Annotated in this window: 14 protein-coding genes; 9 read left to right on the top strand and 5 right to left on the bottom strand. The window is 68.5% G+C overall.

The window, feature by feature from the left end:
- Nucleotides 1-61 precede the first annotated feature (61 nt).
- Both RNB18_RS43275 and RNB18_RS43270 read right to left on the bottom strand, forming a co-directional pair.
- Nucleotides 62-406, bottom strand: a complete 345-nt coding sequence (locus tag RNB18_RS43275; RefSeq protein ID WP_311719624.1) for a chaplin — start codon at nt 404-406, stop codon at nt 62-64.
- Nucleotides 407-538: 132 nt separating this feature from the next.
- On the bottom strand, nt 539-1498 hold the full coding sequence (locus RNB18_RS43270; protein ID WP_311719623.1) for a D-2-hydroxyacid dehydrogenase family protein: 960 nt from the start codon (nt 1496-1498) through the stop codon (nt 539-541).
- 311 nt (nt 1499-1809) lie between these two features.
- On the opposite strand from RNB18_RS43270, the gene RNB18_RS43265 reads away from it, so the two are divergent.
- Nucleotides 1810-2262 carry a hypothetical protein gene (locus RNB18_RS43265; RefSeq protein ID WP_311719621.1) on the top strand — a complete coding sequence of 151 codons (453 nt, stop codon included), beginning with the start codon at nt 1810-1812 and terminating at the stop codon, nt 2260-2262.
- 171 nt (nt 2263-2433) lie between these two features.
- On the opposite strand, the gene RNB18_RS43260 is transcribed toward RNB18_RS43265, so the two are convergent.
- Nucleotides 2434-2997 (bottom strand): dihydrofolate reductase family protein, encoded by a 564-nt coding sequence (locus RNB18_RS43260; RefSeq protein WP_311719620.1) that lies wholly within the window; start codon nt 2995-2997, stop codon nt 2434-2436.
- A 323-nt stretch (nt 2998-3320) separates the two neighbouring features.
- On the opposite strand from RNB18_RS43260, the gene RNB18_RS43255 reads away from it, so the two are divergent.
- The gene (locus RNB18_RS43255) at nt 3321-3815 is read left to right on the top strand and encodes a hypothetical protein (protein WP_311719618.1); all 495 of its coding nucleotides are present in this window, start codon (nt 3321-3323) and stop codon (nt 3813-3815) included.
- 77 nt (nt 3816-3892) lie between these two features.
- Nucleotides 3893-4438 (top strand): hypothetical protein, encoded by a 546-nt coding sequence (locus RNB18_RS43250; RefSeq protein ID WP_311719617.1) that lies wholly within the window; start codon nt 3893-3895, stop codon nt 4436-4438.
- 360 nt (nt 4439-4798) lie between these two features.
- Here the strand turns inward: RNB18_RS43250 and RNB18_RS43245 are convergent, their stop codons facing one another.
- Both RNB18_RS43245 and RNB18_RS43240 read right to left on the bottom strand, forming a co-directional pair.
- The gene (locus RNB18_RS43245; protein WP_311719616.1) at nt 4799-6469 is read right to left on the bottom strand and encodes a glutamate--tRNA ligase; all 1671 of its coding nucleotides are present in this window, start codon (nt 6467-6469) and stop codon (nt 4799-4801) included.
- 92 nt (nt 6470-6561) lie between these two features.
- Nucleotides 6562-6885, bottom strand: coding sequence for an ArsR/SmtB family transcription factor (locus RNB18_RS43240; protein WP_311719615.1), 324 nt, complete (start codon nt 6883-6885; stop codon nt 6562-6564).
- Nucleotides 6886-7011: 126 nt separating this feature from the next.
- Between RNB18_RS43240 and RNB18_RS43235 the strand changes: the two genes are divergently transcribed.
- The 6 genes from RNB18_RS43235 (at nt 7012) to RNB18_RS43210 (ending at nt 12505) form a co-directional block, all read left to right on the top strand.
- Entirely contained in the window at nt 7012-8244 is a 1233-nt protein-coding gene (locus RNB18_RS43235) for an MFS transporter (RefSeq protein WP_311719614.1), read from the top strand.
- A complete protein-coding gene (locus RNB18_RS43230) occupies nt 8207-9124 on the top strand; it encodes a TIGR03619 family F420-dependent LLM class oxidoreductase (protein ID WP_311719613.1) in 918 nt (305 codons plus the stop codon). The genes RNB18_RS43235 and RNB18_RS43230 overlap by 38 nt, the downstream gene beginning before the upstream one ends.
- A 76-nt stretch (nt 9125-9200) precedes the next feature.
- Nucleotides 9201-10139, top strand: coding sequence for a LysR family transcriptional regulator (locus tag RNB18_RS43225; protein WP_311719612.1), 939 nt, complete (start codon nt 9201-9203; stop codon nt 10137-10139).
- Nucleotides 10140-10281: 142 nt separating this feature from the next.
- Nucleotides 10282-11220 carry a DMT family transporter gene (locus tag RNB18_RS43220; RefSeq protein ID WP_311719611.1) on the top strand — a complete coding sequence of 313 codons (939 nt, stop codon included), beginning with the start codon at nt 10282-10284 and terminating at the stop codon, nt 11218-11220.
- 163 nt (nt 11221-11383) lie between these two features.
- Nucleotides 11384-11974 carry a LuxR C-terminal-related transcriptional regulator gene (locus RNB18_RS43215; protein ID WP_311719610.1) on the top strand — a complete coding sequence of 197 codons (591 nt, stop codon included), beginning with the start codon at nt 11384-11386 and terminating at the stop codon, nt 11972-11974.
- Between the two features lie 111 nt (nt 11975-12085).
- The gene (locus RNB18_RS43210) at nt 12086-12505 is read left to right on the top strand and encodes a tautomerase family protein (RefSeq protein WP_311719608.1); all 420 of its coding nucleotides are present in this window, start codon (nt 12086-12088) and stop codon (nt 12503-12505) included.
- Nucleotides 12506-12535 lie beyond the last annotated feature (30 nt).

Here is a 12535-nt window from a genome sequence, read left to right as displayed (position 1 = left end):
TCCGGACACACGAGAGCCCCGGCGCTGGAAGCTGCCGGGGCTCTCGTGTGGGTGCGGACGATCAGCCGCCGTAGCCCTGCCCGTGGCCCTTCTTGTGGCCACCGGCGCGGTGCTCCTTGTGGCCGCCGTTCTTCTCGTCGTCGGCCTTCTTCTCCTTGTGGTCGCCACTGCCGTTCTCGCAGTGGTTGCCGAACGCCGGGTTCAGCAGGCCGCCCACGTTGACGGTGTTGCCGCACAGGTTGATCGGGATGTGGATCGGCACCTGGACGACGTTGCCCGACAGGAAGCCGGGCGAGTGGACGGCAGCGCCGTTGGCGCCCGCGTCCGCCATGGCCAGGCCGGCGCCGCCGATCATCACGGCACCGGTGCCGAGGGCGACTCCGGCTGCCTTCGCGATGCGAGACATCACGTTCTCCTTTGGTTCGGGGGGTACGACGGCAGGACGCGCCGTCGCACTCCCCCTTCAACGCCGCCCGTCACGGCTGGTAACGGCGCTTCGGTGCAGATCACCCGTTTTGAACAAGGACGCGGAGGGCGGTCAGGGCAGTCGCCGTATCGGAGAGCCCGAGAGGAAGGCCCGGATGTCCTCGATCGCCTGGCCGTAGTACGTCGCGTAGTTGGCGTCGGAGACGTAACCGAGGTGGGGCGTGGCGAGCAGGCGGGGGGCCGTGCGCATCGGGTGGTCGGCGGGCAGGGGCTCGGTGTCGAAGACGTCGACGCCCGCGCCGGCGATGCGGCCCTCGTGCAGGGCGGCGAGGAGGGCGTCCTGGTCGACGATGGCGGCGCGCGAGGTGTTGATCAGGTAGGCGGTCGGCTTGAGGAGGGCGAGTTCGGCCGGGCCGAGCAGGCCGCGGGTGCGGTCGCCGAGGGCCAGGTGGACGGAGACGAAGTCGCTGGTGGCGAGGAGGTCGGGCAAGGAGGGCGCGAGGTCGACGCCCGCCTCGTCGGCGCGCTCCTTGGTGAGGTTCTGGCTCCAGGCGCTGACCTGCATACCGAAGGCGAGGCCGACCCGCGCCACTCGGCTGCCGATCTTCCCGAGGCCGAGCAGCCCGAGCCGACGGCCGTGCAGATCGGCGCCGACCGTCCGCTGCCAGGGGCCGTTCTCGCGCAGGGACCCGCTCTCCTCGACGATCCCCCGGGCGAGGCCGAGCAACAGGGCCCAGGTCAGCTCGACGGGTGGGGTGGAGGAACTCGCCGTACCGCACACGGTGACGCCGTGTGTCTCGGCGGCGGCGTAGTCGATGACGGTGTTGCGCATGCCGGAGGCGACGATCAGCTTCAACCGGGGCAGGCGGGTGATCAACGAGCCGGGGAAAGCCACGCGTTCGCGCAGGGTGACCACGATGTCGACGTCGGCGAGGGCCGCGGCGAGCGCGTCCTCGTCGGGGAAGTGGGTGTCGAAGGTGACGACGTCGACCTCGTCGGCCAGCGGCGACCAGTCGGCGACCTCGGTCGCCACGTTCTGAAAGTCGTCCAGCACAGCGCAACGCAGCCGCACGTCGGGTCCCTTCGGTTCCGCTCCACCGCCAACGAGGCCGACTCTACGGGGGGATGGGCGGCTGCTTCCGGGCGAGGGCCGGCGGCTTGATGCCCGGCAGCACCTCGACGTGTGCCGCCGGGTTGAAGGAGGATCACCTGCTGGGCGACGAGAACTTTGAGGTCGCCGAGCCGGGGTCAGGCAGCAGCCGGGCCGACCAGCGTGCGACGGCGGTCGCGCCCGAGTTGCAGTGCCACACACTGACTTTGGTGACCACCGGTTACGGTACGGGACCCGTCCGTCCTGCCACTGCTCAAGGAGCCGGAAAAGACATGAGTGACGTTCTCTTCGAAGAGATTCCCTCCCTTCTGCTGCGCACCGTCCCCGAATCCGCGGACTGCCTCGGTGAGAAATACGGGATGCCCGCGGAAGAGGCCGTTCTGACCGAGGACGCGGCCCTGGACCTGCACTCGGTGCTGGCCGAATGCTTCACTGCCTCGGTCCTGATGCCGCAGTTGGAGAGTGACACCCCGGACACGGAACTGCTGGCACGATGCTGGGAGTTCGTGGAGCGACTCACGGCGCATTCCCTGGAGAGCGTCCGAGGCGCCGCCTACTTCGAGGTCCTCGAAGCGCTCCTGAACGCCGACGGCCTGGTGGAGGCCGCCTGGCCGTACATGAAGGAGCGGACGCGGGCCCGGGCCCTCATGATGCTGGATTTCTACGGCGTCCACCTGCCCGGCATCAACCGCTCACCGGGCTGCCGGTCACCGCGGTCGACCTGACCGCACCGTCGAGATCAACCAGTTCCGCCACACCTACAACACCTTCCGCCCCACCAGGCACTTGACGACCGGACGCCGCGACAGGCGTACCTCTCCAGCCGGGAGAGCCAGTAGCCACCGGTCGGGTCGTTCATCAGGGGATCCCACCCGCGCTGATCCGCCGTCGGTTACTCAGCGCCTGGTCTCGTACCTGGTCAGCATGATGCCTTCGGGAAACGTCCGGGTCTCCACCAGGCTCAGGTTCACCCAGTTGTCCAGGGCTGTGAAGAACGGCGTGCCGCCGCCCACCAGGACCGGATGGGTGACGAGCGCGTACTCGTCGATCAGCCCGGCCCGCATGGCCGCCGCGGCGAGTGTGGCACCGCCGATGTCCATGGGGCCGCCGTCGTCGGCCTTGAGCCTGGTGATCTCGGTGACCGCGTCGCCCGTGACCAGACGGGTGTTCCAGTCGACCGTGCTGGTCTTGGAGGAGAACACCACCTTCGGCATGTCCCGCCAACGGCCGGCGTACTCGATCGCCGCCGGTGTGGCCCCCGGCTGTTTGTCGGCGGTCGGCCAGTGGGAGCTCATCGTGTCCCACAGTTTGCGCCCGTACAGCGCCAGGCCCGTGGCGTCCACCCGGTCGGACCACCACTGGAACAGCTCGTCGCTCGGCACGCTCCAGCCGAGGTCGTCGCCGGGCGCGGCGATGTAGCCGTCCAGGCTCATGTTCATGGCGAAGGTCAGTTTCCGCATGGCGTCAGCCTCCCGTGAGTCGGTATTCGGCGTACAGACCAGCACGGCGCGCAAAACTCATCGGTCAGGCCACACCGAGGGCCAGTTGACCACCACGGCAGGCAGATGCTCAGGTTCGAGTCGGGGGCCGCTCTGTCCCTCGGGTAGGGCATTACTCCGGGCGCACATGGGCCCGGAGTAATGCCCCCTTTGGGCCGGAAGGGGAGAGAGTGAAATTTTGGGGTGCTCGGGCGGCGTCGTTTGCGGTGCCACTCGGGCTCGGCTTGTTGCTTGGTCTGATAGGGCCTGCCGCTGAGCATGGGGGCGGCCGTCCAGGTACGGCCGTGGGCGCCGTTTTCACCGGTGGGTGGCCGTGGGCCTGTTACGCGTTTCTGGTGGGCTATTTCCGCCGGTCTAAAATCGAATCGGTTGTTCTCGCGCCTCTGGGGCTGGCAATCGGTGTCGTGACCTACTACCTGACCAAGGGAATCCTGGCCTCCCTGGGTGGACTGAACTCCTCAGGTGCGGGATCATCCGGAATTGCCCTCTGGGGTGTGCTGGCATTCTTCTTCGGAGCACCCCTCGGGCTCCTGGGGAACCTCGCACAGGTGCCGGGCATCGGCGGCCTGTTCTTCCGGCTGCTTGTTCCCTTGGTGGCTTTTTATGAGACTTCCATGCGTCTGGAGACGGAGTCGCGCGGGCCGAGTCAGGTTGTTCTGGGTACCTGGACCACCGTTCGGTTCATGGCTGTTGCCGTTGCGGTCGCTCTGGTGGGCCACACGGTCTGGGGTTGGTGGAGGTCTCGCCGTATTCGTTCCGCCGGGGTGGGCGTTGGCTAATTCGCTGGACCTGTTGGCGGGGGCGCGTCATAGGGTTCGGGGCGCGGAGACGCAGTCGGTCGGCGAGGGAATGGTGGATGGCGGGACTGTACGAGATCTGGCAGCGGGCGGAGGTGTCGCGCAGGCTCGACGTGTTGTCGGGGTTCATCGCGATGTGCGTGGCGGGGGACGACGACGCGCGACGTCGTCTCGCCCAGCTGGTTGCCGGCGCGGACGCGGCCCTCTCCGCCTCGCCCCCGGATTCGGGGGTCGCCTCGGAGTACCTGGACGAACTCGTCGGGTGGGCTGACACGGAGTGGGCCGATCACCCCTATCGTCCCGTGGAAGCGCGGCCCGATGAGGCCGACCGGCAGACGCGTGACTACGCCAAGGATCTCCGGCACGCCGCACTCCCGGTCCGCGTCCGGGACGAGATGGGCCGCATCGAACTCAGTCTCGAGGTGCGGTTCCTGGCCTTGTGCCGCCGGCCGGGGTTGGACTGTCGGATCCGACAGGACATCTTCTACGTCGCCGGGCGTGCGGCGATGGCCCTCGACCTCGGGCACTTGGAAGCGGCAGAGCGGGAGATCCGGCGCATGGACCAGGTGGGCTCCATGGAGCCACGGGAGAGCCGCTGCGGCTGAAGCGCGGCTTTCCGAGGTCCACAGGTGTGGAGAACGATCTCTACACATGACTGGTGTGATCACGGCGTCGGAACCGCATCGGGCAGCCCCGTTTCAGCGGGCTGCAACCGCGCGACTTTGCTGGTCACCGCGTACTGGCGGACCCGACCGCCCCACCTGCTCTGAGCAGTAAAAACGCCACCAGCACGCCGTCTACGAGTACCTGTGGGCGCCCTGCACGGTGAGCACCGAGCCCGAACGCAGGTGACGCGGGCCGATGTCGGTGCGGCGATGGTCCGGGATCGGCAAGATCCGGACGTCACCGTCCCGACGTTCGGTGCAGCCCCTTCGCCGCCTTTGTTTCCGTCGGACTTCGCGATGTCAGGTGCGCAGGGTGAGCCGCCTCCGCACCTCCTGTTCTCCCAGGGCCTGCGCGACGGCGAACAAGTCCGGGCTGCGTTCCGCGCCGGTGACGCAGACGCGGATGACACCTGCGACCTGGCGTGGTGGACCGGCGTAGTGATCCGGGTTCTGGCGCCAGTGCCAGGTGTCGGGGGCGAAGCCGTGCCGCTTGGCCACCGCGCGTATCTGGTCGAGCCAGGCGGCGGCGTTGTCGCTGTGCTGGTAGTTGGCGGCGAAGTCCTTCACGATGCGGTGCACGAGGGCGGGGGCCAGGCCGTCGAAGCGCTCGTCGTCGGATGCCGGGTGCTGCGGGGCCAGGGAGGGGAGGAGAAAGCCGAACCGGTCACGGAAGTCGGACCATCGGGTCAGGTCCTTGCGGATCTGCGCGCCGGTGCCCTGGGCGACGGAGATGGCCTGGCGTGCCAGTTGCGGATCCGCGGTGAGCGCGGTGTGCAGGTCGGTGTCATGGTCAGCGGCCCACGAGAGCAGTTGGGCGTGCACTTCATTGGCGGTCAGGGCGGCGATGTACTCCCGGCTGATGGAGTTGAGCTTCGGAAGATCGACCAGGGGGCCCGTGGGGCGCATCTCGTGGATGCGTACGGGTGCGGCGAGAGCTTGGGCGGTCGGCAGGTCCATCAGCCGGGCGTTGGCCAGCCCTGACAGGTAGTGCCGTACTGCCCGGGGCGGGTAGCCGGCGCTGAGGTAGTACTCGACGGCTGCTTCGGGGTCCTTGCGTTTGCTCAGCTTGCGTCGGCTGGGGCCTTCCGCCTTCATCAGCGGGGCCAGGTGGGCGTAGTGGGGGACCGGGAAGCCGAGGGCGGTGTGGAGCTGCAGGTGCAGCGGTGTCGAAGAGAGCCACTCCTCCCCGCGTACGACGAGGGTCACCCCCATCAGGTGGTCGTCGACGACGTGTGCCAGGTGGTAGGTGGGCAGGGGAGCTGTCTCCTGGGACGACTTGAGCAGCACGACGTCGTTGCCGTTGTCCTGCATGACGATCGAGCCGCGTATGCGGTCGTCGATCCGGACACGGCCGGGGAACTCGTGCGGGCAGCGGAACCGGACCACGTAGGGGGTGCCGGCGGCGAGCTTGTCCTCCACCTCGCTGTCGGACAGGGTGCGGCAGGCGGCCCACCTCCCGTAGTACCCCAGGGGTGACCGGGAGGCGCGCTGAGCCTGGGCGTTGGCCGCCAGCTGGTCCTTGTCGCAGAAGCAGAGGTAGGCCATGTCGCGGCGCAGGAGGTCGCGTACGTGGCTGAGGTAGATCTCACGGCGCTCGGACTGCAGGTAGGGACCCCGAACCCCGGCATCGGTGCGCGACTGCGCGTCGGCGGCAACGGAGGCGCCCTCGTCGGGGGAGAGGCCGAATGCCTCCAGCAGGCGGATGAACGAGCCGGCCGCTCCGGCGACCTCGCGGGACTGGTCGGTGTCCTCCACGCGCAGCAGGTGCACACCGCCTGTCTGGTGGGCCAGCGCACGAGAGACCGCCGCGGTGTACAGGCCCCCGATGTGCAGGACGCCGGTGGGGCTCGGGGCGAACCGGGTCACCTCGGCGCCTGCCGGCAGCCGGCGGGGCGGGTAGCGGCGGGGCCAGTCGGCGGCCTCGGGCAGGTCCTGCGGGAACAGCGCGTTGATGACGGATCGGTCGGGCACGGTGGACTCCCTCCAGGTCGTCTCCACCGTAGGCCGGTGATCGGCTGGTTCCGGTGGTCCGGGCGCAGGTTCCTGCGGGACTCCGAACCCGCTCAGGACGTGGTGTGCCTCACAGTCGCATGGGTCAGCAACATGTCGAGCAGGCCGGGAAAGCGCCGCTCGAGGTCGTCCCGGCGCAGCGAGATGAAGCAGCGGGTCCCCTCGGGGCGCGTGCAGGTGAGCCCGGACTCGCGAAGGATCTTGTTGTGGTGGCTGAGCGTGGATTTCGGTACTTGCCCGGCGAGTTGTTCGCCCACGGACAGTTCCCCGGACTTGTCCAGCTCGGTGACCAGGGCGAGCCGGGTGGGGTCGCTGAGTGCGAACAGGACCCGGTGCAGCTCGAGCTCGTCCGCGGGAGGCATGGGATAGGTACGCACGTGTCCAGGATTCCACGCCGTCCTGAGATCGCCGCTGCTTCTCATGCTCTATGGTTCATTGGACTAGATCTATAGAACATTGCTGGGCGGCTCACGGCAGCCCTGAAACGGAAGGGGGCGCTGACGGTGACACGGTCCTTACGCCGCGTGTCCGTGCTCGCCTTCGGGGCCTTCGCCACGGGCATGGACGCCTACGTCATGGCCGGACTCCTCGACGGCATCGGCCGGGAACTGGAGGTGTCCACCTCCCAGGCAGGCCAGTGCGTCACCGTGTTCACGGTCTGCTACGCCGTGTCCGCCCCGATGCTCTCGGCCGTACTCGCCCGCCTGCCGACGCGCACCGTCCTGGTCGCTGCGCTACTCGTCTTCACCCTGGCCAACGCCGGGAGCGCCCTGGCCGGGACCTATCCGTTCCTGCTCGCCTGCCGCGCGGTGGCCGGAGCGGGAGCCGGTCTTTTCAGTCCCACCGCGGCCACCGCCGCCGCCGCACTGGTCCCGGACGGACAGCGCGGGCGCGCGCTCGCCCTGGTCCTCGGCGGGATGAGCGGCGGCACAGTGCTGGGGGTCCCACTCGGACTGCTGCTCGCCGACGGGCAGGGCTGGCGGGCCGCACTGTGGCTGGTGACGGGGGTCGGGGCGCTCGCCTGCCTCGCCCTCGCCACCGGGCTGCCCCGTGTGCAAGCCCGTCCGGCGCCGTCCCTGCGCACGCGCCTTGCCGGACTGACCCACGCCAGGATCGTCCTGGTCATCGGTATGACACTGCTGCAGACGGTGGCCAGCCTGGGCCTGTACACCTACCTGCAGCCGGTACTCCACGCCACCGCGGGCATCGAGAACCCCACCGGGTATCTGTGGGTCTGGGGCCTGGGCGGGGTCTGCGGCAGCCTGATCGCCGGAACGCTCGCGGACCGCGCCGGCCACCCGGCCCGGCTCTCCGCCCTCCTGCTGGCTCTGCTGGGCCTCAGCCTCGTCACGCTTCCCTGGGCCGGCACCATTCCCGGCCTGGTGCTGCTCCCGCTGCTGCTCTGGGGCGCGGTGGGCTGGGCCTTCGTGGTGCCCCAGCAACACCGGCTGATCGCGGCCGACGCCCCCGGCGGTGCGGCCGTCGCCCTGAACAGCTCGGCCACCTATCTGGGCGGCTCGGCCGGCTCGGCCCTCGGTGGCCTGGCCCTCGCCACCGGTATGGACGCGCGGTGGCTTCCGCTCGGCGCCGCGGCGGCCACCGCGGCCGGACTCCTCCTGTACCTCCTCGCGCCGCACCGGGCGACCACCGGCCCGCGTGGCCATGACAGTCCCACCACCCCGACGAAGGGAACCAGCCATGAAGATCGGTGTGAATCTTCCGAATTACGGCCCTGAGGCATCGCCCGACAACCTGGCCGAGTGGGCCTGCCGGATCGAGAAGGCCGGCTACCACTACGTGATGCTGTCCGACCACGTGGCGCTCACCCCCGAGGTCCACAACCTCTTTCCCGCCCCGTTCTACGACCCGCTGACCGCGCTCGCCTACCTGGCTGCCGCCACCGACCGCATCGGCCTGGGCACCACCGTGGCGATCCTGCCGTACCGCCACCCGGTGCACACCGCACGGGTCGTCGCGAACATCGACCGCTTCAGCAACGGACGTATGACCTTCGGGGCCGCGGCCGGCTGGGCCGCCCGCGAGTTCGCCGTGCTCGGCGTCCCCTACCGCAAGCGCGGCGCGATCAGTGACGAGTACCTTGCCGCCATGAAGGCGTGTTGGGCCGACGAAGTGGCCTCCTTCGACGGCGAGCACGTCTCCTTCCGGCAGGTCCACACCGGGCCGCTGCCCGTGCAGCGCCCGGGGCCCCCGGTGTGGATCGGCGGTCACAGCTATGGGGCACTGCGCCGCGCGGTACGTCACGGGGATGCCTGGCATCCCACCTCCGTCTCCGGCGACTGGCTGCTCGGTATCGGTCTTCCCTCGCTCCAGCAGGTCGCCGAGAACGAGCAGATGCCGGTGCCCGCTCTGGCCCCGCGGATCAAACTGCGGCTCACCGAACGGCCTTTGAGCACGGCCCGCGTCCTCGGTGAGGGAACCCTTGCGCAGATCCGCGATGACCTGGAACTTCTCGCCGAGGCGGGTGCTCATTCAGTGATCCTCGACCCGACCTACCCCGGCGAGCACCGCGCCCACGGACGCACTGACCAAGACATCGAGGTTCTTGAAATGTTTGTAAATGAAGTCTTCGATGTTGCAACTGGTGACCTATTGTGAGTGACGGGTGACGGCTCGTGCGCGTGACCCGCTGACAGTGCGTTATGCACACGAGGGGACAGGGGGTACGCAGGGCATGCTTGACCTGCGCAAATTACGGGTGCTCCGGGAACTGAGCCGCCTGGGTACCGTCGGCGCGGCCGCCCAGGCGCTGCACCTGACGCCACAGGCGGTCTCCCAGCAGATCGCCACACTCGGCAAGGAACTGGGCGTCCAACTCACCGAGCCGGCCGGGCGGCGGCTCCGGCTGACCGCGGCCGCCCGGATCGTGCTGCGCCACACCGACGCCGTCTTCGAGCAGGTCGAGCAGATGCAAGCCGAACTGGCCGCACACCAGAGCGGTGAGTGCGGGCAGGTGGCGGTGGCGGGATTCTCCACCACGCTTTCGGCGCTGATCCTGCCCGCGGTGGTACGGCTGAAGCAGCAACGCCCGATGCTGCGCACGGTGCTCGCCGAGGCCGATCCACCGGAAAGCTTCGCCATGCTGCACCGCGGCGAGACCGACGTGGTCATCTCCGCCGACACCGTGCGCAGTCCAGGCGGGGAGGGAGCACGCTTCCACCGGGTGCCGTTGTGCGAGGACCCCTTCGACGTGGCACTGCCCGACGGCCACCGGCTCGCGGACAAGCCCGGGCTGCGACTGGCGGACCTGGCGGACGAGACGTGGATCTTCGCCACCACCGGGATGTGCCACGACATCGGGGTGGCCGCCTGTACCGCGGCGGGCTTCATCCCGCAGGAGTCCCACGCCATCGGCGACTGGGACGCCACCCTGTCCGCCGTCCAAGTCGGCCTGGGAGTAGCCCTGGTGCCCCGTCTGGCCAGCCCCGCACCCCGCTCCGGAGTGACCATCAGGGCATTTACCTCCCTTCCTCCCTGCCGGCAGGTGTTCGCCGCGGTCCGCGAGGGAAGCCAGGAGTCCCCGGAGATCGCCGCCGTACTGGGTGTGCTGCGCGAGGTCGCCACCGAGACCGTGCGGCAGGAACACCCCGAGGCAGGGGACGCCGCCGCCTGACCGTCCACATTTCGTGGACAGTACCCTCCACCAGACATAGATGGACCCTGAAGGAAACGAATGCCACGCTGAAGCCAGGTCATTTCCCTGGCGCATCACGCCAATTCCATTGACGCATTCTGTCCGGAGGGCGGGCATTCCCATGTCCAGAGCAACCTATGCGCGGCTTGCCGCACTGAGCCTGATTTGGGGCTCGGTCTTCTTATGGATCAAAATTTCCGGCTACGGCTTCTCGCCCGTCCAGATGGTTCTCATCCGGCTGGCACTCGGCGCCGCGGTGATCCTCGCGATCGCCTACGCGAAGGGACTGAAGCTGCCCAAGGACGCCGTCGTGTGGGGCCACATCACCGTGGCGGCCCTGCTGGGCAACGCCATTCCCTGGACCCTGTACGCCGAGGGCGAGCGGAACGGATCCAGCAGCGTGGCCGCGGTGGTCAACGGCAGCGCCCCGATCTGGACCCTGGCCGCCGCCCTGCTGCTGGCCACCGAGAAGCGCATCACCGGCGCCAAGGCGGCCGGCGTACTGCTCGGCCTGGGCGGCACCGCGCTGATCGCCTCCCCATGGAACGGGGCCGGCACTGGCAGCGGCGCCAGCATCCTGTGCTTCTTCCTCGGCTCCATCAGCTTCGGCGCCAGCTTCGCCTACATGGGCAAGTTCCTGGTCGGCCGAGGCATCCCACCGCTGATGCTGGCCGGCAGCCAGCTCACCGTCGCCACCGGCCTCCTGCTCGTGGCCTTCCCCTTCCTGGGGCTGCAGCCCGTCATCTGGCGGACCGACGCGGTGATCTCCGTGATCATCCTGGGTGTGGTGTGTACCGGGTTCGCCGCCCTGCTCAACTTTGAACTGATCATCAAGGACGGGGCGACCGTCGCCTCCACCGTCACTTACCTCATGACCGCGGTTGCCGTCGTCCTGGGCGCCGTGGCCCTGAATGAACCGCTGGGCTGGACCGTCTGGGCCGGAGCCGTCGCGGTCCTGGCCGCCACCGGCCTGCTGCGCAAGAAGCCCCGCACACCGGCAGCGGCGGCACCAACGGAAGCTGCCGCACGGCAGGTCAGCAACGCGACCGCGAAACCGTAGACCGCCGGGGTGACCCCGTGTGCCCGGCCGCAACGAGGCGGCCAGGCACACGGGTTCGCCATGCTCGAAGCAGTTCCGACAGCGACACATGAACACCTGCGGCGTACCGGCAGTTGCCACGCGAAGAACATCTGGGACCTCAATCATCCAACGGGGAGAAGACATGGCGTTCGTAGTGGAGATGGCATTCCGGGACAACGAAGGAGAGCGCATCAGAGTCGGTGAGGCACACCGCTCCTACTGGGAGCGGATGGCTGAGCGCGGCGTCCTCATCGGCGGCGGGCCCTGGCGGGACGGCAGCGGAGAGTTCCTCCTGTGCGAAGCACGTGACCGCGCCTCACTGCTCCGGATCGTCTACTCCTCCCCGTACGCCCAGGCGCAGATCATCAACGAGATCAAGATCAGGGAATGGGAAGCCGAGGTGGGCCACCTCGTCCTGGCGGCCCTGGAGCGCGGCACCGCCCTCCACGGACCCCTCGGGGTGGTCCGCGACGATGCGAAATCCGCCGCCGTCCGCTCCGGAGCGACCCCGCCGAAACATCGCCCCGCGATTCATGAAGACCTGACCGCCCACGAGCGCCGTATCGCCACCCTGATGCTCGACGGCATGACGAACAGGCAGATAGCCGAGAGGTTCACCGTGTCCACCCGGGCGATCGAACTGCACATCACCCGCATCTACCGCAAGTTAGGCATCCGTCGGCGCGCACAGTTAGCCACCGTCCTCAACCAAGCCGTATCCAATTTTGTGTGAGTACCCCTTCGTATCTCCGTAGTGCATGCAGTAGGTAGCCAAGATACTTTTCATGCAGCCGAGAACGGCGAGTAGACAATTCACGCCGACTGGAATGCCAGGGGACACATCATGCCGCTTGTCGAAATCACCGCCCCGGCCGATGCTCTGCCGGGACCTGCCTTCGCCACCGTCCAGAAGAGCGTGGCCGACGCGGTCCTGAGGTGGATGGAGCTGCCGCAGACCGACTTCTTCGCCGGTGCTACCTGGGTGTACGTCCACGAAACCGGCAAGGGGAGCGCCGCGACCGGGGCGGCCGGAGTCGAACCCGGATTTCTGGTCGTAGTGACTCCCCTGGAGGGATTCCTCACCCCGGAGAAGAACGAGTCACTGGCCAAGGAGATCACTGCGGTGCTTCAGGAGGCATCCGGCAAGGAGTACCCCGTCTGGACTCTGGTGAACGAAGTGCCCGAGGGATTCTGGGCCGTGAACGGATCGCTCACCCGACGGGCGAAGCTCGACGAGCTGATATCCCAGTCCTCCACCCGGTAGTTGAAAACAGAAAGGGCCGGGGGGGGCGCC

The organism is Streptomyces doebereineriae (genome assembly GCF_031845645.1).
Classification (GTDB): Bacteria; Actinomycetota; Actinomycetes; order Streptomycetales; family Streptomycetaceae; genus Streptomyces; species Streptomyces canus.
The sequence above is the reverse complement of the archived record's forward strand: the minus strand, read 5'-3'. Positions and strand labels throughout refer to the sequence as shown.